The organism is Streptomyces sp. URMC 127 (assembly GCF_051386535.1).
In the GTDB taxonomy this organism is placed as follows: Bacteria; Actinomycetota; Actinomycetes; order Streptomycetales; family Streptomycetaceae; genus Streptomyces.
The window spans coordinates 1-18,740 of the sequence record NZ_JBPQTW010000032.1; the positions used below are offsets into that span (position 1 = coordinate 1).

Below are 18,740 nucleotides of genomic sequence, written 5' to 3' on the forward strand. Positions count from 1 at the left end.
GGCCGGGACGCGGGCGGCGGGCGGCGGGAAGGCGGCCACGCGGCGGCCGTGGGCGAGGAGCTGCTCGCCCGTGTCCTCGTCCCCGGGGCGGGAGCCGCCGCCCGCCCCGTCCCCGTCCTCCGTCAGCAGCTCCAGGGGGATGAGGACGACGGCGGTGGTGCCCCCGTACGGGGAGGTCTGGAGGGTGACCTTGACGTCGTGGCGGCGTGCGAGGCGGCTGACGACGAACAGACCGAGCCGGTCGGTGTCGGAGAGCTCGAACTCGGGGGTCTCGGCGAGCCGGAGGTTGGCCTCCAGCAGGGCGTCCGCGGGCATGCCGAGGCCGCGGTCGTGGATCTCCAGGGTGAAGCCGTTGGCGACGCGCTGGCCGTGCACCTGCACCGCGGTGTGCGGCGGGGAGAACACGGTGGCGTTCTCCAGGAGTTCGGCGACGAGGTGGGTGAGGTCGCCGACCGCGGGGCCGCGGACGGCCAGCCGCGGCAGGCGGCGCACCTCGATCCGCTCGTAGTCCTCGACCTCGGCGACGGCCGCCCGGACGACGTCCATGAGCCGGACGGGCTTGCGCCACTGCCGGGCCGGGGCCGCCCCCGAGAGGATGACCAGGCCCTCGGCATGGCGGCGCATGCGCGTGGTGAGGTGGTCGAGGCGGAAGAGGTCGGCGAGCTCCTCGGTGTCCTCGGTGCGGCGCTCCATGGCGTCGAGGAGGGTGAGCTGACGGTGCAGCAGCACCTGGCTGCGGCGGGCGAGGTTGACGAAGACGTCGGAGACCCCGCGGCGCATGTCGGCCTGTTTGACGGCGGCCTCGACGGCGGCCCGCTGCAGCGTGTTGAGGGCCTTGCCGACCTGGCCGAGCTCGTCGGGCCCGAAGGTGCGCAGCGGGGCCTCGGCCGCGAGGTCGACCTTCTCGCCCGCGGCCAGGCGGCGCATGACGGCGGGCAGCCGTACGCCGGAGACCTCGTGGGCCTCCTTGCGCAGCTGCCGCAGGTCGCGCACGAGGCCGCGGCCGATGCGCAGGGAGATGACGAGGGAGCAGACGAGCGCGGCGGCGCCGAGGACGCCGGCGACGGCGGCCTTGGTCAGGACGCGGACGGCGATGGGCTCGACGCGGTTCGCGTAGCGGTGGGTGGCCTCGGTGTTCATCCGGGCGAGCTCGTCGAGGACGACGCCCGCGGTCTTCTCCCAGCTCTGCGGGGCGATGGTCCGCGGGGCGCGGGAGGAGCCGGCGAGGATCGCGGTGTCCTCGGCGGCGCGCAGGGCGTGCGGGGCGGTGCCGCGCCAGTACTCCTCGTAGATCTTCTGGTCGCCAGCCGGGAGGACGGCGAGGTTGGTGCTGTAGAGGATCTGCCGTTCGGCGACGCGGTCGGAGACGGCCCGCAGGTCCTGGCGGCTCATGGTGCCGGCGGTGAGGGCGGCGGCGAGGAGGGCGTCCTCGCGGGAGAGCGCCTCGCGGGCGCGGGCCACGCCGATGAGGGCGCGCGCCTGCTTGTCCATCTCGGCGTCCTCGAAGGCGCCGAGGCTGCCGAGGAAGGCGTAGTACGGCTCGACCAGGTCGTTGTAGGCCTGGAAGGCGCCGGGCCGGCCGATGGAGCCGTCGCGGACCTTGCCGCGCAGTCCGCCGAGGTCGCCGAGGGCCTTCTCGATGCGCCGGTAGCGGACGTCCGTGGCCGGGCTCATGTCGTCGCGGACCTTCGCGGCGCCGGCCCGGAAGGCGGTGGCGGCCTTGTCGGTGGCGGACTGCCGGTCGCGCAGGAGGGCCGCGTTGCCCGCGCGGTCCGGGGCGGCGAGGAGGACGAGGGACGCGCGGCGCTCCTTCTGCAGGGCGCGGACGAGGTCCTCGGCGGGGACGGCTGCCGTGCGGATGGCCTCGGCGGCGGAGAGCAGACGGGCGGCCTCCGTGCCGGTGATGACGGTGGCGAAGACCCACAGGCCGGTGAGCGACACCAGCGGCACCAGCAGCAGCGCCACGATCTTCCGGCGGATGGACTTCCCGCGAAAGCGCATGGCCTCCCCAACGTCGGCCCCGCTCCGGGGCGTGGTCCTCCGACAACAATGCGGCGTGAGCCTACTACTGCGCGGTACGGGACTCGAAGACCAGTACGGTGATCGGACCGCCGGGACGGCCACCCGTATGGCGGTAATTCCCTGCCCATGGGAACTATCGGGCACCGCCCTTCGCTCTTGTGGTGGGAGCCGGCCGCCGACGGGCCGGCCTTCGGCACGGGAGTCGGCGGGTCCGCCGACGAGGGGGTGAGCCGTCGTGGAGCGGGAGCATGACGTCCCGTCGCACCGGGCGCGACCGCCGCTGTGGGTGGAGGAGCCCGCCCGCAGGCACCGGATGCCGGATCCGGTGCGCACGGCCGCGGTGCGCGCGGTGCTTTTCGTGGCCTTCACGCTGGTGCAGGGCATGGTGGCGGCGCTGTTCGCGCTGGCCGGGTCGTGGCTGGCCCTGCCGGCCCTGCTGTGCACGCTGGCGAGCGTGGTGGCCACCACCTGGGCGGTGCTGGACGTGTGGGTGACGCGGCAGGTGTGGCGGCAGCGGTACGGAGTGGTGTCCGTGCCCAGCAGTACGGCGCGGGCGCGCAGACGGGCCCGCCGTCCCGGCTTCCCCTGATCGTCAACTGCCGGGTAGGTTCGGGAGTTGACGGTGGCGTACACCGGGCACGGGGCGGGCGGACGGGCCATGGGGGGATGTACGGATGGCGGAGCGGGACCGGGCGGTGCATCGGATTCCGGAGATCCTCCGGGACGCCGGCTGGACGGTGTGTCTGGTCGGTGAGGAGCAGTCGGGCAAGCTGGCCCAGGTGACCGCCGGGCTGCGGCGCGGCTTCGACCCGTCGGGCTCGGGCAAGCTGATCACCTCGGGCTTCTCGTACTGGGGCCTGGAGTCGACGGTGGCGTGGGCCCACGCCTGCAACGACCTGTACTACCCGGTGATGCGCGAGAGCATCGCCTCCTTCAGCCGGCGCTGGCGCGGCCTGAGCGAGCGGCTCCCGGAGGGGCCGCTGCACTATGTGAGCCTCGGGCCCGGCACCGGCCAGAAGGACCAGGCACTGCTGCGCTCCCTGGACAGCCGTGGCCGCTGCGGCTGCTACCTCCCGGTGGATGTCAGCGCCGAGATGCTGCGCCTCGCCCAGCGCGAGGCGCTGCAGCACCTGCACGTGCCGCCGGCGGACGTGCTCCCCGTCCAGCTGGACTTCTCCCTGCCCGCCAACCTCGACCGGCTGGGCACGCTGATCCGCAGCACGGTGGGCGACGAGCCGGTGGTGTACTCGCTGCTGGGCAACACCCTGGCGAACTTCGACAGCGACACCCAGCTGCTGACCCTGCTGGCCGAGAAGCTCCTGCGGCCGCAGGACCGCTTCCTGCTGGAGGTGGCCGCCACGGCCGGGCAGGACGAGGTGGCGGCCCGGGCCGCCGCGCAGGAGTACGAGAACAGCCCGCGCTTCCGGGAGTTCGTCACCAGCGCCCTGCTGCAGTACACCGACCTGCAGATCGACATGAACAGCCTCACCTGCGAGGGGCTCGTCGAGGACGACCGGGCGCTGATGATCAAGGTGATCTACCGCAACCGGACCGGCGCCGAGCTGGAGCTGACGCTGCCCGACCGCAGCACGGTGCCGTTCCCCGACCAGGACACCATCCGCCTGCTGCTCAGCCGGAAGTACACCCGGGCCGGGCTGGAGAAGATGCTGCTGGACGCCCGGGTCACCACGGTGGGCGAGACCCACGAGACCGGGCACGCCCCCTTCGACCGGCCCGCGTTCGGGATGACGCTGCTGCTCCTGGCGAAGGGCGACGGGGTGCGGCCCGACGGCCCCAACCCCTTCGACTGACGGGGCGTCACCGTGTCGGGGATCCTCGGCCACTTCGGCCGGCAGTTCTTCGCCGCCGCCACCATCGCCTGCCTGCTGCTCGCGCTGGGCATCTGCGGCTGGTGGCTGAGCGTCGCCCAGGGCCGCGACGGCCGCTTCGAGCCCGCCACGTCCGCTCTCGCGCTCGTCGCCGCCATCACGGGGGTGTACGCCGAGCGGCGGGCGGCCGCCCGCGAGCGGCGCGCCCAGGCGTTGCACGCCCTCGCCGTCGAGCTGGTGAGGAACACCGAGCTGCTCGGCACCGGCTTCGCGCCGCTGGACCGCCTCGCGCCCAGGGCCCGCGTCTATCCCCGGCTGATCCAGTCGGCGACGGACGCCGCCCTGGTGTCCGGGGCGTTCTCCCCGCCCGGGCACGACGAGCTCGTCGCCCTGCTGCACCGCTGGCGGGACGCGGTGCACGACTTCAACCGGCGGCTGGACCTCACCGAGCTGCGCACGTACGTCGCGCGGGTGCCGCCGGAGGAGCTGCTGGCGATCGACGACTCCATGCACCGCCCCGGCGGGCAGCTCGACGGGCTGCGGCGGCTGCGCGGCAGCCTGGAAGAGCTGCTGCGGGGGCGGTACGCCGAGGGCGGGGTCGCGGCGGTGCTGCAGCCGCCCGGCTGACGGCGGCCGGCCGGCCCGGGGCCGCGCCCCGGGCCCGGCAGGTCAGGCAGGGACGTCCTCCGCCGGGCGGCGGTACATCCGCGTCGCCGTGATCTGGCCGTGGACCTGCTCCCCGTCGGGGTCCTGCTGCTGGGGCAGGCCCGGGCGCAGGTGCTCCTCGACGCTGATGTACTTCAGGCCCGCCCTGAGGTCCGCGTCGTTGCGCAGCCGGATGACCAGCGGGAACTCGGCCAGGGCCGTGGTGTCGAACAGGCCGGTGGTGTACAGCAGCTGGACGCCGAGGGCGTCCGCGACGGCCCGCTGGAGCTCCAGCAGGTACGTGGCGTTGGCGCGGCCGATGGGGTTGTCGAGGAACAGGGTGCCCGCGTGGCGCTGCTTGTCGCGGCCGCGGTCGTTGCTGCGCAGCGCCGCCATGGTGCAGTACAGGGCGATGGCCGCGGTCAGCAGCTGGCCTCCGGAGAAGACGTCGCCCATCTGCCGGACGGGCACCCGCTCGGCGCGCAGCACCGCGTCGGGCTTGAGGATCTCCACGGCGACGCCGCGCGGCTGCAGGGCGGCCTGGACGCCGCGCAGCAGCAGGGACATGCCGTCGCGGCGCAGGTCGGAGTTCTTCTTGACGGCGGAGCGGGTCGCCTCGTCGATGACTTCGCCCAGCCGCTCGGTGAGGGTGGACTGGTCGGGGTCGTCGAAGCGGATGCGCAGGAACTCCTGGCCCGACCACTCCCCCAGGCCCTCCGGCAGCCGGGACAGGCGCTGGGCGGAGCGCAGGGTGGTGAGCGAGGACTCCACGAGGCCGCGCAGCCGGTCCACGATGCTGTCGCGGTTGCGCTCCAGCTGCTCCAGCTCGTCGGTCAGCACGCGCAGGCGGGGCGCGAACGCCTCGGCCCACGCGGCCGCGTGCTCGGGCAGGGCGGCCGCGGGCAGTTCGCGGATCTGCTGACGGGCGGGGGTGCGCACCTGCTCGTAGCGGGTGGAGTTGGCGTGCCGGACGAGGACGTCGCTCGCCTCGCGGACGGCGGACTCGGCGGCCGACAGGTCGCCGGCGCAGCCGCGCAGGGAGCGCCGGGCCTCGGCCGCGGCCCGGCGGGCCTCCTCCAGGCTTCCGGCGTACGGCTCGGGCTCCTCGCTCTCCTCCTCCGGGGAGTTGTCGCGCAGCAGGTCGCGCAGGAGGGCGGCGGTGTCGTCGAAGCCGGTGGCGGCTTCCTCGGCGGCGCGGTGGGCGCGCAGCAAGCCGGCGTGGGCGGTGCGGGCGCTCTCCAGGGCGTCGGTGCGGGCGGCGAGTTCGCCGGTGACGGTGCGCAGGAGCTCCTTGGCGCGGTCCGCGTCGCCGGGGACGAGCTCCTCGGGCAGCTCGGTGTGGGCGTCGCCGTCGGCCGGGGCGAGACGCTCGGCCTCGCCGCGCAGCCGGCCCAGCTGCTCGCTGGCCGCGGAGGCGCGGCTCTCCAGCATCTGGACGAGCTCCTCGGCGCGGGCGGCGGCGGCCTGCCGGGAGGGACCGTCGGCGCCTTCAGTGCCCTCCAGGAGCTGGGCGGCGCGGGTGCGCACCTTGTTGGTGAGCCGGTCGAGCTCGTTGCGGGCGGCGCTCTCGTCGCTCTCGGCGCGGGCCTGCTCGGCGCGCAGGTCGGCGCCGACGCCGACCTTCTCGTAGACCTGGGAGGCGGCGCGGTAGGCCTCGCGCAGGGCGGGCAGCGAGGCCGTGGGCGGCTCGCCGGCCTCGGGCAGCTCGTCGGGGGCGCCGGCGATCTCCGCGCGCTCGGCGCGCAGGGCGCGGGCGGTGCGGCGGGCGTCGTCGGCGGCGCGCTGGGCGGCGCGGCGGTCCTCGTCGGCGGCGCGGGCGCGGTCGACGCAGACGGCGGCGCGCTCCTCGGCCTCGGCGGCCTCTTCGGCGAGCTCGCGGGCGCGCGTCTGCCAGGTGGCGCGCTCGCGCAGGCGGTAGGCGAGGCCGGCGAGGGCGTCGGCGACGCGGCGGGCGCGCTGGGCGGTCTCCTGCCGCTCGTCGCGCACGCGGGCGGCCTCGGCGGCGGTCTCCTCCGCCTCGGCGCGGGCGGCGCGCAGGCCGGCGAGCTCCTCCTGGGCGGTGTCGGCGGCGGCGCGGGCGCGGGCGGCCTCGGCGGCCAGCTCGGCGAGGCGGCCGGCCGGGCAGCCGGCGCGCCAGGAGGCGAGGCGGGCGGCGAGGGTGCGGTCGCCGGCGAGGCGGGCCGCTATGGCGCGGATCTCCTCGTCGCGGGCGAGGGCCCGCTCGCGCAGGGTGTGGCGCTCCTCGTCGGCTGCGCGCTCGTCGTGCATGGCCGGGTTCGGCGGTACGAGGAAGACGTCCGTGTCCTGCCGGCCGGTCTCCGGCACGGGCGCGAGGAGGGCCTCGGAGGTGCCGACGGCGAGGGCGGAGCGGGGCAGCAGGGAGGCCGCGCCGAGGACGTCGCGGGCACGGGCGTGGGAGTCGGCGTCGGTGATGACGACGCCGTCGACGAGCTCGGGGCGGGCCGCGAGGACGGCGGCGTGCCGGGCCGGGTCGACGGCCTGGGCGAGGTAGCGCCAGCCGGGCAGGGCGGGGATGCCGTGCTCGCCCAGGTACTCGACGGCCGCGAGGACGTCGGGGCGGGGCGGCAGCAGGCCGCCGTCGCCGAGGGCGCCGAGGATGCGGGAGTCGTCGGCGGCGGCCGTGCGCAGGTCGAACAGCTGCCGCTCGGAGGCGGCGACGCTCTCGTCGAGCAGCTCGCGCAGCGCGTCGGCGTTGCGGTCGAGCTCCTCGGCGGTCAGGGGGCCGGTCGGCCGCAGGGCGCCGGCGCGGGCGGCGGCCGCGCGCACCGCGCCCGGGTAGTACGCGCCCGTGGCCTCCGGTCCGCCTTCGGCGGAGCGGCGCGGGGCGGGCGGCTGGTCGCCGCCGTGCGGGCCGGACTCGGCGCGCGGGCCGGGCACCTGGCCGGAGGCGGCCGGTTCGGGCAGGCCCAGCAGCTCGGTCAGGCGCTGCTCGGCGCCGATGGACTCGGCGGCGCGGCGCTCGGCGTCGTGGGCGGCCTCGGCGGCCGCTGCGGCGTCCGCGGCGCGGGCCGCGGCCAGTTCGGCGCGGCTCTCGGCGGCGGCCGTCTCCTTGGCCCGGTCGGCGGCCTGACGGGCAGCCTCCCGCGCGGCCTCGTAGGCGGCGACGGCCGGCTTCTCGGCGTCGCTGGCGGCGAGCGCGGCACGCGCGGGGTCGGCGTCGGGGCCGGTGTCGTCGATCCAGCCGGCGCGGACGGCCTCGGCGGTCTCCTGCTCGACCTCGGCCAGCCGCTGGCGCAGGTGCCCGGCCTCGCTGCGGGCGCGCTGGGCCTCGGTGGCGGCGGCGGTCGCGTCGCGGTGGGCGGCCTCGCTCGCCTCCTGCAGGGCCGCGGAGCGCTCCTCCTCCTCGTTGGCGCGCTGCTCGCCGGTCTCGGCGGCGGTGTTGAGGGCCCGTACGAGCTCGGTGGCGGCGCGGGCGCGGGCGGCCAGCGCCGGGGCTGCGTCGCGCTCGGCCTCGCGGATGGCGGCGGCGACGCGCGCGGAGCGGTCGGCGGCGGCGCGGTGGCGCAGGACGGTCTCGGCGGCCTGCCAGGCGGAGTGCAGCGTGCGGGCGTCGTTGAGCTCGCGGCGCTGGGCGGCGGCGGCCTTCTCGGCGGCGGCCAGGGCCAGGGAGGCGTGCCGGTAGGCGATCTCGGCGGCCACCAGGGAGGAGCGGCCGCGCTCGGTCTCGGCGTCGGTGACGGCGTGGGCGGCCGCGGCCACCTGCTCGGCCAGCTCGGCGGCCCGGCCGCGCTCCTCGAAGGCGCGGGCGGACAGGCGGCGGGCCAGGGCGCGGGTGCGGCGCTCGGCGCCGGCGTGGACGCCGCGGGCCTCGTCGCGCTTGACGGCGGCGTCGGCGATGCGCGACAGCAGGTCGAGCGAGCCGGCGGTGAAGTCCCGCTCGGCGGTCAGTTCGGCGCGGCGGCCCAGCTTGTGGGCGAAGCCGTGCACGAGGTCGGCGAGGCCGTCGGTGTCGCGGGTGTCGGTGACCGCACGCAGCAGCAGGTCGGTGAAGTCGGAGTCGTTCTTGACGGCGAAGAGGCCGGCGGCCTCGCCCTCGTCGGCGTTCATCTCGCGCTGGTAGCGGAAGAGTTCGGGGTCCAGGCCGAGCTCGCCGAGGTGCTCGTTCCAGCGCTCGTGGATCTCCTCCCACACCACCTCCAGGTGCGGGTAGGCCTTGCCGGCCTCGGTGAGGGCGTCGCGGAAGCCCTTCATCGTGCGGCGCCGGCCGCGGGCACCGGAGGTGCCGTCGGGGGCGCGCATCGCGGTGGACTCGGCGACGGGCAGGGCGTCCAGGCTGAGGCCCGGGCCGGGGCGGAAGGAATACCACGCCTCGGCGAACTTCCGCGGGTCGTTGGAGACCTGGCGGCCGCGCCACTCGCTGACCTTGCCGACGACGACGGTCTCGCCCGTCAGGACGTGCTGCCACTCCAGGGCGACGTGCCCGCAGTCGTCGGCCAGCAGGAACTTGCGGAGCACGCCGGAGCTGGCGCCGCCCAGGGTGTTGCGGTGGCCCGGCAGCATGACCGAGAAGATCAGCTTGAGGAGGACGGACTTGCCGCCGCCGTTCTCCAGGAAGAGCACGCCGGCCGGGGCGGGGCGGCGCGGCGGCCCCACCGGCTCCTCCTCGAAGAACTCCGCCTGCGTCGGCGCGGGGGTGGGCACGGGCGCGCCGACCCCCCGGAGGTCGAGCACGGTGTCGGCGTAACGCGCACCGGCGGGCCCGATGGAGTAGAGGCGGACCCGGGACAGCTCGTACATGGCGGCGGACTCTCGCTTTGTCGCAGTGGGAGGAGAAGGTGTCTGGAGGTGCCGGGAGGCGTCAGGAGGCGTGGAAGGGCAGGCCCGCGTCGGCGACCAGGTCGAGGTCGTCGGCGTCGTCCGGCGGCAGGAGCGTCGCCCCGCCGTCGCCGACGGGCACGACCCCCAGCTCCAGCAGCTCGGTCATGGCGGCGCTGCCGGCCATGTCGCGGACCTGGAGCTGGTAGCGGGCGGTGGTGCGGTAGGCGCCGCCCGCGTCGTCGCCGGTGCGCTGCAGGAAGCCGGAGTCGACGAGGAAGGCGACGGCCTTGGCGATGATGCCCGTGGTCGAGCCGGCCAGGCGGCGGGCGTCCTTGGTGGCGCCCGTCGCGCTGCGGCGCGCGTAGACGCGCCAGGCGGCCTCCAGGCCGGGGGCGTCCGTCGCCGGGTCGGTGTTCTCGCCCTGCTCGGCGGCGCGCTCCTCCAGGCGGCGGCAGGCCTGCCGGACGAACGCGTCGACGCCGTTGACGGTGATCCGGCCGATGTAGCCGTCGTCGGCGAGGTCCTCCGGGCGCGGGAAGGCCAGGGCGGCGACCGCGAGGTGGGCGAGGCCGTGCAGGAAGCGGTCGCCGGAGTCGACGGTGGCGCGGCGGGCGTAGTCGCCCATGCGCACGGCGAAGACGGAGTCCTCCGCGGCGGTCACGGCCATGCCGGCGCGCGTGGACACCTCCAGGACGACCAGGCCGAGGCCGGCCGCGACGGCGTCCGCGAGGCGCGCGAACGCGGGGTCGTCGCGGTGGCGGCGCAGCAGCTCGGCGTACTCGGCGTCGCGGGCGGGGACGAGCTTGGGCTGCAGGCCGAACGCGACCAGGCGGGCGGCGTCCGCGGCGTCCGCCGGGGTGACGGTGCCGGCTCCGCTCGCCGCGGGGGCCTCCGCCTCGCCGGCATCCGGCTGCACCGTGGGGTCGGCGTCGTACTCAGTCACGGTTGCTGCTCCTGGTGGTGGTCCATGGTGTGTGGTCGGTCGGGCACCGCCGGGCCGCGCCGCGGTGGTTGCGCGCCGTTGCGGCGGGGTCCGGGGGCGAGCCGACCGGGCCGCCGGGGGCCGGGGCTCCAGTCCCGGGAAACGGTGAAAGGGCGGGACCGGGGCACCTCTGCCCCGCCGTGACGACGCTCGGCCACCCGCCCACGTGACCGGCGGTGCCGGACCGGTCGCGAGCCGCCGGCGCCGGCCGCGGGCAGCCCGCGCGGTCGGGCCGCGCGCAATCCCGGGCCGCCCGCCGCAGGCGAGCCGCGGTGCCGAGCCCGGCACGGCTTCGCACCACCCGCCGCACGCGCCCCGTCACGACGCCTCCGCGCGGTCCGCCGCCATGCCCGCCGCGTCCAGCAGGGCCGTGCCCACGATGAGGTCCGCGCCGCCGAATTCGGGGTCGTCGAGGACCGTGCCGTCGTCGACGGCGAAGAGCAGGGACTGCTCGCCCTGGCGGTAGGCCGTGCCGACCGCGGGGCTCGCGGCGTGGACGGCCAGCAGGGCGACGAGGTAGGGCAGTTCGGGGTCGCGGCGGCGGGCGTCGGCGAGCAGCCCGGAGAGGCGGCGCGGGGCGTCGGGCGGGAGGGTGAGCAGCTCCATGGCGCTCGCGAGCTGCTCCTCGCTGAAGCGGCTGTCGTCGGGCGTGGCGATGAGGTCCGGCTCGGGCATCTCCGCGCCGAGGTGCTCCCGCTCGGCGGGCGGGCTGAGGAGTATGCCGACGAGGTCGGCGACGCGCACGGAGACGGGGGTGCGCAGCCCGGCGCCGCGGGCGAAGAAGGCGTCGGTGACGCGCCCGGCCTCTTCGAGCGGCAGCGGCAGCACGGGGGCGAGCAGCTGCCCGTAGAGGTCGAGACCGGCGCGGCCCGTGGAGACCGCGAAGGCCTGGCGGTCCTGCTCGGCGCGGAAGAGGGGGCCGGCCTCCAGGAGCCGCGACTGGAGCTGGGTGTGGCGGCGGATGCAGTCCTTGACGATGTCGACGAGCTCGGCGGCGCGGCGCTTGTGCTCGGGGTCCTCGGCCTCGTCGCGCGCCTTGCGGATGTTGGTGAGGATCGCGTTCTCGTGGCGGTAGCGCTCGGCGACGTGGTCGAGGGCCTCGGCGATCATGTCGGGGACGGCCCGCAGCCAGTCGACGGCGCGGACGTTGCGCCGGGTGGCGTCGAGGGTCTTGCGGAGGGTCTCGGCGTACTGCACGGTGCGGTAGCGGGCCTGCTCCGCGGCGAGCTGGGCGTCGGCGAGCCGGCCCCGGCTGATGAGGACCTCCAGCTTCACCTCGGCGGCGATCTGCGCGCTGGTGACGTCGGTGTCGAGGGCGCCGACGAGGACGTTGACGGCTTCGTCGGTGGTGCGCAGGAAGACCGTGCCGCCCGGGCCGGGCACCTCCTCGACGAGCTTGAAGTCGTAGTCGCGCCGGACGTAGACGCCGTCAGCGCCGAAGGTGCCGTAGACGGCGCGGAAGCCCCGGTCGACGCTGCCGACGTTGATGAGGTTCTCCAGGACCCAGCGGGCCACCCGCTCGTGCTCGGCCTGCGGCCGCTCCGGCGCCTGGGCGGCGACGCGCGGCTGCAGCCGGGCCACTATCTGCTCGTGGTCGGCGCCGGTGTCGAAGTCCATGTTGAGCGTGACCAGGTCGATGGCGGCGAGCGCCACCTCCGCCATGGCGTAGACGCCGTACTCGCCCGCGAGGTTGGCCTTGCGGGCGTCCAGGTCGTGCAGCGGCGCGGTGCAGGCGAGCGCGCGCAGCCGGCGGGCCAGGCCCTCGTCGGCGGCCGGGCCCGGGGCCGGCCGCGAGGGCCCGTTGAGCTGGGGCGGAACGGTCGCCGGGGCTGGAGAAGTCACGTCGCACAGAGTAGGCGGTCACACCGACAACGGACGAAACGGCACGGGCGGAATGTCCGCCACGTCCTTAGTGTGTGGCTCCGCCTTCCGCACGGATGTCCGTGGTGCGCCCCGCGGCGGTGACGGCGATCACACAGAGTGCTTCCGCGACGGCGGTGACGGGCAGCGAGGGCAGGGCCCGGTCGGTGACCTGCGCGGGCGCGTAGGGGACGTGGACGAATCCGCCCCGCAGGCCGGGGCGTTCGGTCGCGGCGAGGTGCATCAGGCCGTAGAAGACGTGGTTGCAGACGAACGTGCCGGCGGTCTGGGAGACCGACGCGGGCAGCCCGGCCTCCCGGACGGCCGCGACGCAGGCCTTGACCGGCAGGGTGGAGAAGTAGGCGGCGGGCCCGCCGGGGACGACGGGCTCGTCGACGGGCCGGGCGCCCGCGTTGTCGGGGATGCGGGCGTCCTCGATGTTGACGGCGATGCGCTCGACGGTGACGTCGGGGCGGCCGCCCGCCTGCCCCACGCACAGGACGAGGTCCGGTGCGGTGCGCTCGACGGCCTCCCGGAGCGCGTCGAGGGCCGAGCCGAAGACGCAGGGCAGCCGCGCGGTGGACAGGACGAGCCCCTCGGGCGGGCGCGCGGCGGCCGCCCGGGCGGCCTCCCAGGAGGGGTTCACCTCCTCCCCGCCGAAGGGTTCGAATCCGGTGAGCAGGACGCGGGGCATGGCGCTGGGCATGGCGCTGGGTTTCCCTCCCGGCGGGCCGTCGGACCGCGAAGGCCTGTCGGACAGTGACGGCGTCGGACGGCGAAGACGTACCAGACGGCGAAGACGTATCAGACGGCGAAGGCGTACATAAGGGCGATGTTGCAGCAGAGCAGGGCGACGGCCGTGGGCAGCTGGGCCTTGATGGGCCCGTACTGGTCCTTCAGTTCGAGGAGTGCGGCCGGGACGATGTTGTAGTTGGCGGCCATGGGCGTCACCAGCGTGCCGCAGAAACCGGCGAGCATGCCGATGGCCAGGACGGCCGCGGCGTTGCCGCCCTCCTGGACGACGAGGACCGGCCAGCCGGCGGCGGCGGTCATGACGGGGAAGGCCGCGAAGCCGTTGCCCATGATGACGGTGAAGAGGAACATGCCCACGCAGTAGACGACGACCGCGAGGAAGAGCGAGCCGTCGGGCAGCACCGCGGTGGTGATCCGGCGGACCTGGTCGCCGACGCCGGCGACGGAGAAGATGCTCCCGAGGGTGGCGAGGAGCTGGGGCAGCAGCATGGCCCAGCCCATCGACTCCAGCATGGACCGCCCGGCGTGCACCGGGATCGAGAGCCGCTTCTCGCGCAGCATCGCCATGCCCACGACGAGGGCGGTGACGGCTCCGATGCCGAGGCCGAGGATGGTCTCGCTGCCCTTCTGGAGGACGGGCTCGCCGTCCACGGAGAGCTTCTTGACGCCGACCGCGCAGACGAGGGCGACGACGGGGATGGTGAGGGCGGGGACGAACAGGCGGCTCCCCCACCGCGTCGCGCGCTCCTCGCGCTGCTCCGCCGTGGCGGCGGCGCCCTTGCCGCGGCCGGTGAAGCCGAAGCCCGCGAGGCAGACCATGACGAGGACGGCCGCGCCCAGCGGCTCGGCGGGCGCGGACTTGTCCGCGACCCAGGTGCCGTAGACGAAGCCGAGGCCGAGCAGGCCCCAGAAGGCGGCGGTGCCGAAGCGCCTGGGGTTGGTGCGGTCGGTGAGCATCTGGGCGGCCATCACCAGGAAGATGCCGCCGACCAGCCAGTAGAACCACTCCGCCTTGATCACTTGAGGGTCTCCCCGAGGTCGGCGGTGCGGCCGGGCCCGGGGGCCGCGCCGGACAGCTGCCGGTCGAGCCGCAGCAGCCGCCAGCCGTGGACGGCGAGCGCGCACAGGGCCGTGGGTATCGCCCAGAGCGCGAGCTGCAGCGGTTCGAGCTGCGTGTGGTAGGTCGTGTTGACGAAGCCGGTGATCAGCAGGATCGAGCCGACGGCGAGGAAGACGTCCTCGCCGAAGAACAGCCCGACGTTGTCCGCGCTCGCCGCGAAGGAGCGCACCTTCTCGCGGGCCTTCTCGCCCAGCGGCCCGTGCCGGCGCTCGGCGGCACCCTCTGCCATGGGCGCGGCCAGCGGCCGGACGGTCTGGGCGTGCCCGAAGACGTTGTTCAGGCCGACGGCGGCGGCGATCTGGCGCAGCAGGAGGTAGAGGGCGAGGAAGCGGCCCGCGGTGAGCCCGGCGAAGCGGGTGATCAGGCGGCGGGCCTGTTCCTGGAGGCCGTGGTGTTCGAGCAGGCCGATGACGGGCAGGGTGATCACGAAGATCGTCACCGAGCGGCTGGAGGCGAACCCGGTGCCGAAGGCCGCCAGGACGCGCTGCGGGGAGAGGCCGCCGAGGAGGCCGGTGACGATGCCGGCGGCGCCGACGACCAGCAAGGGGTTGCGTCTCGTGGCGAAGCCGAGCACGACCACGAGGACGCCCAGGAGAACGATCATGGGCTCCGCCTTCCGGGGTCCCGGACGACCCCCACTCGATCGGGTGAGGGATTGGCGAGGAGGCTAAGATATTGTTCAACAATTCTCAATAGCTGCAGGGGGATGACGATGGCCCTGTCCACCGCGCAGCGCGTCGCCGGCGTGCTCCGCGACCGCATCGAGGGCGGCGGCCTGCCGCCGGGCACCCGGCTCTCGGAAGAGGCCCTCGGCCGGGACCTCGGCGTCTCGCGCAACACGCTGCGCGAGGCGTTCCGGCTGCTCGTCCACGAGAGCCTGGTCGTGCACCGGCTCAACCGCGGCGTCTTCGTCCGCGTCGTCGACGCCGCCGACGTCACCGACATCTACCGCGTGCGCGCCGCACTGGAGTCCGCCGGCATCCGCGCCGCGGCGGGGGCCGGGCAGGCACCGCCGGCGGCCGTGACCGCCGCGGTCGACCGCGCCGAACGAGCCGCCGCCGAGGGCGACTGGCAGGAGGTCGGCTCGGCCGACCTGCGCTTCCACCGGGCGCTCGCCGCCCTGTCCGGCAGCCCGCGCATCGACGCCGCGATGGACCGGCTGCTCGCGGAACTGCGCCTGGCCTTCCACGCGATGCCGTCGCCGCGCCGCTTCCACGAGCCGTTCCTGGCGCGCAACCGCGCTCTCGCGGGGCTCCTGGAGGACGGCGCGTACGAGCGCGCGGAGAGGGAGCTGACCACCTATCTGGACGACGCGCTGGCGCTCATCCTGGGCGCCCTGCGGGAGCGGGAAGGGGAGGACGCATGAACGCCCACGGCACCGCCGTGCTCGACCTCAACGCCGACCTCGGGGAGGGCTTCGGGCGCTGGCGCCTGACCGACGACGACGCCCTGCTGTCGGTCGTGACCAGCGCGAACGTCGCCTGCGGCTTCCACGCCGGCGATCCGTCCACCATGCGGCAGGTCTGCGAGCGGGCGGCCGAGCGCGGCGTGCGCATCGGCGCCCAGGTCTCCTACCGCGACCTGGCCGGCTTCGGGCGCCGCGCCATGGACGTGCCCCCGGACGAGCTCGCCGACGAGATCACCTATCAGATCGGCGCCCTGCGCGTCTTCGCGCGGGCGGCCGGCGCGGACGTCGCCTACGTCAAGCCGCACGGCGCGCTCTACAACCGCACGGTCGCCGACGCCGAGCAGGCCGCGGCCGTCGTCGCCGGGGTGCTGCGCGCGGGCGGTTCCCTGCCCGTCCTGGGCCTGCCGGGCTCCCGGTTGCACGAGGCGGCCGCGCGGGCCGGGCTGCCGGTGATCGGCGAGGCGTTCGCGGACCGGGCGTACACGGCCGCCGGAACGCTCGTGCCGCGCCGGACCCCCGGGGCGGTCGTCCTCGACCCCGACGCCGTCGTCGCCCGCTCCGTGCGGATGGCCCGCGAGGCCGCCGTCACCGCTCTGACGGGCGAGGACGTCGCCGTACGGGCCCGCTCCCTGTGCCTGCACGGGGACACGCCGGGCGCCGCGGACCTCGCGCGGCGGGTGCGGGCCGCGCTGGAGTCCGCGGGCGTCCGGCTGGAGGCCTTCGCATGACCGCGCGCATCACCGCGCCCTCCGCGGGCGCCCCGGGCGTCCGCCCGCTGCGCGTCGGCCCGCACGCCCTGCTCGTCGAGGTCGCCGGCGGCGAGGAGGCGCAGGCGCTCCACGCCGAGCTGCTGCGCCGCCGGGCCGCCGGGAGCCTGCCCGCCGTGACCGAGATCGTGCCCGCGGCGCGGACCGTCCTCCTCGACGGCCTGGCCGACCCGCAGGCCCTCGCCGCCGACATCGTGCACTGGCAGGTGCCGCCGCTCACGGCTGCGGACGGCGATCCCGTCGTCCTGCCCGTCCGCTACGACGGGGCCGACCTCGCCGAGGTCGCCGCCCTGTGGGGCGTCGCCCCGGACGAGGTCGCAGCGATCCACTCCGGCCTCGAATTCCGCGTCGCCTTCTGCGGCTTCGCCCCCGGCTTCGGCTATCTGACCGGCCTCCCGGAGCACCTGCACGTGCCGCGCCGGGCCACGCCCCGCACGGCCGTGCCCGCCGGCGCAGTCGGCCTGGCCGGCCCGTACACCGGCGTCTACCCCCGCTCCTCCCCCGGCGGCTGGCAGTTGATCGGCCGTACGGACGCGGTCCTGTGGGACGCCGCGCGGGAGCCGGCGGCACTGCTGGCTCCCGGCACCCGCGTACGGTTCGAGGTGAGCGCATGACCGGAACGGACAACCCGGCAGCCGGAACGGACGCCCGCGTGTCCGAAACGGACAGCCGTACGACCGCAACGGACCACGGCACGGCCGTCGGTGCTCCCGCCCTGACCGTCGTCCGGCCCGGCGCCCTGACGACCGTGCAGGACCTCGGCCGCCCCGGCCACGCCCACCTGGGCGTCGGCCGCTCCGGCGCCCTGGACCGGCCCGCGCACGAGCTCGCCAACCGCCTCGCCGGCAACCCCCCGGGCCACGCCACGCTGGAGACGACCGCCGACGGCTGCGCCGTGCGCACCGCCGCGGCCGTGACCGTGGCCGTGACGGGCGCGCCCTGCCCCGTGCGGGTCGACGGCCGCCCCGTGGCCTGGGGCGCCCCGGTGCGGGTGCCGGCGGGCGGCGTGCTGGACGTGGGCCGGGCCGCCGGCGGGCTGCGCAGTTACGTGGCGTTCGCGGGCGGCCTCGCCGTGCCGCCCGTGCTCGGCAGCCGCTCCCGCGACCTGCTGTCGGGCCTCGGCCCCGAGCCGCTCGCCGCGGGTGCCGTCCTGCCGCTCGGGGCGCCCTGCGGGCCGCCCGCGTACGCCGACGCCGTCCCGTGGGCGGGCCCGCCCGTCGGCGGGCTGGTGCTCCCGCTCGTACCGGGCCCGCGCGACGACTGGTTCACGCCCACCGCGCTGCGCACCCTGGCCAGGGGTACCTTCCGGGTGGCCGCCGCGAGCAACCGGATCGGCCTGCGCACCGAAGGGCCGGCCCTGGAGCGCGCCGCGGACGGCGAGCTCCCGAGCGAGGGCATGGTCCTGGGGGCCGTCCAAGTGCCTCCGGACGGCCGCCCCGTCGTCTTCCTCGCCGACCACCCGACGACCGGCGGATACCCGGTCGTAGGCGTCGTGCCCGAAGCGGAACTGGCCGCCGCGGCACAGGCCGTGCCCGGCACGCCGGTGCGGTTCGTGCCCGTACGGGGCTGAGGCCGCCGCGCGTCCGGGCCGCGGGCGGTGCCGAAGCCCGCGGCCGGACGCCCCGCGGCCTGCTGCCCGTGTCAGCCGGGCTTCCCGTGTCAGTCGAGGCCGCGGATGATGTGCGACTCGGCGTCGGGGTCCTCCCCCGTCCGGTCCGGTGTGTCGCCCTGGACCGAGCGGCGGGTCCGCGCGGTCTCCTCCCGGGTCTCGCCCCGGTGCTGCATCCGCTCGCCCTGTCCCTTGAGCTGTTCCACAGCCGCCTCCTCGCCTTTGCCGAGCCGTCGCTCGCCGTCGTCCGCCGTCGCGTTTTCTTTCGGTCCATCTTTCGGTCCCCGGAAACCGACTGCCCGGGTTCCCCCAGGGTGACGGGGCGAAACGGGGCCCCAACACAGGGGAAATCGCCAGATATGACGGCCTCCATCCAGGTGAAAATCCCGTCAATCAGGTTAAAATGCAGTCAGGTCAGACCTGACACTGAAAGAAGGTGGCTGACGTGACCGCCCCTACGTCGCCCCGGATAGACCAGCACCCGGACATCCTCGCGCTCCGCGCCCACTCCGAAGCGGCGACGAGCACCCCCGTCGCCCAGGCCGTCGAGGCGCTCGCCCTCCTCTGCGGCGTCTACCTGGCCGCATCGCCATGGATTGTGGGCTTCAGCGGCGCTTCAACCCTTGCCATCCACAATGTGATCGTGGGTGCAGCCTTCGCTTGCCTGGTCGGCGGCTTCGGCCCCGCCTACGAGCGCACTCACGCGATGAGCTGGGCGGCCCTCTGCCTCGGCGCCTGGACGATCATCTCGCCCTGGGTCGTCTCCGGCCACGCGTTCACCACGGCCGCCGTCGTCAGCAACGTCATCGTGGGAGCGGTGGCATGCCTGGTGGCCCTCGCCCTGGCACGCATGGGGATGGCGAGGTCACGGCGCTGACCGCAACCGGTCCCGGAAAAGGCTGAATTTCGCCGTTCCGCCGGTTCCGTGACTGCCGTCGCACCGTGATTTTCCCGCTCCGCCGACCG

The 18,740-nt window shown here is 75.7% G+C and carries 16 protein-coding genes; 8 read left to right on the forward strand and 8 right to left on the reverse strand.

Annotation, left to right across the window (positions count from 1 at the left end; translation table 11 throughout):
- Nucleotides 1-2,001, reverse strand: a 2,001-nt coding sequence (locus ACSNOH_RS10520; protein WP_436720990.1) for a sensor histidine kinase, incomplete at its 3' end; no start/stop codon positions are given.
- A gap of 256 nt (nucleotides 2,002-2,257) precedes the next feature.
- Here ACSNOH_RS10520 and ACSNOH_RS10525 point away from each other — a divergent pair.
- The 3 genes from ACSNOH_RS10525 (at nucleotide 2,258) to ACSNOH_RS10535 (ending at nucleotide 4,478) form a co-directional block, all read left to right on the forward strand.
- A complete protein-coding gene (locus tag ACSNOH_RS10525) occupies nucleotides 2,258-2,611 on the forward strand; it encodes a hypothetical protein (RefSeq protein ID WP_436720991.1) in 354 nt (117 codons plus the stop codon).
- A gap of 106 nt (nucleotides 2,612-2,717) precedes the next feature.
- Nucleotides 2,718-3,833 (forward strand): L-histidine N(alpha)-methyltransferase, encoded by a 1,116-nt coding sequence (locus tag ACSNOH_RS10530; protein ID WP_436720992.1) that lies wholly within the window; start codon nucleotides 2,718-2,720, stop codon nucleotides 3,831-3,833.
- A 12-nt stretch (nucleotides 3,834-3,845) separates the two neighbouring features.
- Nucleotides 3,846-4,478, forward strand: a complete 633-nt coding sequence (locus ACSNOH_RS10535) for a hypothetical protein (RefSeq protein ID WP_436720993.1) — start codon at nucleotides 3,846-3,848, stop codon at nucleotides 4,476-4,478.
- 42 nt (nucleotides 4,479-4,520) lie between these two features.
- Here ACSNOH_RS10535 and ACSNOH_RS10540 read toward each other — a convergent pair whose 3' ends face one another.
- The 6 genes from ACSNOH_RS10540 to ACSNOH_RS10565 form a co-directional block, all read right to left on the reverse strand.
- Complete coding sequence (locus ACSNOH_RS10540) at nucleotides 4,521-9,254, reverse strand: hypothetical protein (RefSeq protein ID WP_436720994.1); 4,734 nt, start codon at nucleotides 9,252-9,254, stop codon at nucleotides 4,521-4,523.
- 61 nt (nucleotides 9,255-9,315) lie between these two features.
- Nucleotides 9,316-10,218 (reverse strand): hypothetical protein, encoded by a 903-nt coding sequence (locus ACSNOH_RS10545; protein WP_436720995.1) that lies wholly within the window; start codon nucleotides 10,216-10,218, stop codon nucleotides 9,316-9,318.
- Nucleotides 10,219-10,575: 357 nt separating this feature from the next.
- On the reverse strand, nucleotides 10,576-12,099 hold the full coding sequence (locus tag ACSNOH_RS10550) for a hypothetical protein (RefSeq protein ID WP_436720996.1): 1,524 nt from the start codon (nucleotides 12,097-12,099) through the stop codon (nucleotides 10,576-10,578).
- A 67-nt stretch (nucleotides 12,100-12,166) separates the two neighbouring features.
- Entirely contained in the window at nucleotides 12,167-12,811 is a 645-nt protein-coding gene (pcp, locus tag ACSNOH_RS10555; RefSeq protein ID WP_436721026.1) for a pyroglutamyl-peptidase I, read from the reverse strand.
- Nucleotides 12,812-12,921: 110 nt separating this feature from the next.
- On the reverse strand, nucleotides 12,922-13,890 hold the full coding sequence (locus tag ACSNOH_RS10560; protein WP_436720997.1) for a DUF979 domain-containing protein: 969 nt from the start codon (nucleotides 13,888-13,890) through the stop codon (nucleotides 12,922-12,924).
- A complete protein-coding gene (locus ACSNOH_RS10565; protein WP_436720998.1) occupies nucleotides 13,887-14,594 on the reverse strand; it encodes a DUF969 domain-containing protein in 708 nt (235 codons plus the stop codon). The genes ACSNOH_RS10560 and ACSNOH_RS10565 overlap by 4 nt, the downstream gene beginning before the upstream one ends.
- Nucleotides 14,595-14,702: 108 nt before the next feature.
- On the opposite strand from ACSNOH_RS10565, the gene ACSNOH_RS10570 reads away from it, so the two are divergent.
- The 4 genes from ACSNOH_RS10570 to ACSNOH_RS10585 are packed head-to-tail and all read left to right on the forward strand — an operon-like array spanning nucleotide 14,703 to nucleotide 17,735.
- Entirely contained in the window at nucleotides 14,703-15,356 is a 654-nt protein-coding gene (locus tag ACSNOH_RS10570; protein ID WP_436720999.1) for a GntR family transcriptional regulator, read from the forward strand.
- Nucleotides 15,353-16,126: a LamB/YcsF family protein gene (locus ACSNOH_RS10575; protein WP_436721000.1), complete on the forward strand. Its 774-nt coding sequence runs from the start codon at nucleotides 15,353-15,355 to the stop codon at nucleotides 16,124-16,126. Before ACSNOH_RS10570 ends, ACSNOH_RS10575 begins: the two co-directional genes overlap by 4 nt.
- Nucleotides 16,123-16,779: a 5-oxoprolinase subunit PxpB gene (pxpB, locus tag ACSNOH_RS10580; protein ID WP_436721001.1), complete on the forward strand. Its 657-nt coding sequence runs from the start codon at nucleotides 16,123-16,125 to the stop codon at nucleotides 16,777-16,779. The genes ACSNOH_RS10575 and pxpB overlap by 4 nt, the downstream gene beginning before the upstream one ends.
- Complete coding sequence (locus ACSNOH_RS10585) at nucleotides 16,776-17,735, forward strand: biotin-dependent carboxyltransferase family protein (RefSeq protein WP_436721002.1); 960 nt, start codon at nucleotides 16,776-16,778, stop codon at nucleotides 17,733-17,735. The genes pxpB and ACSNOH_RS10585 overlap by 4 nt, the downstream gene beginning before the upstream one ends.
- Nucleotides 17,736-17,824: 89 nt before the next feature.
- Here the strand turns inward: ACSNOH_RS10585 and ACSNOH_RS10590 are convergent, their stop codons facing one another.
- On the reverse strand, nucleotides 17,825-17,980 hold the full coding sequence (locus ACSNOH_RS10590) for a hypothetical protein (RefSeq protein ID WP_436721003.1): 156 nt from the start codon (nucleotides 17,978-17,980) through the stop codon (nucleotides 17,825-17,827).
- A 239-nt stretch (nucleotides 17,981-18,219) separates the two neighbouring features.
- Here ACSNOH_RS10590 and ACSNOH_RS10595 point away from each other — a divergent pair, with 239 nt between their 5' ends.
- A complete protein-coding gene (locus tag ACSNOH_RS10595; protein WP_436721004.1) occupies nucleotides 18,220-18,651 on the forward strand; it encodes an SPW repeat protein in 432 nt (143 codons plus the stop codon).
- Nucleotides 18,652-18,740 lie beyond the last annotated feature (89 nt).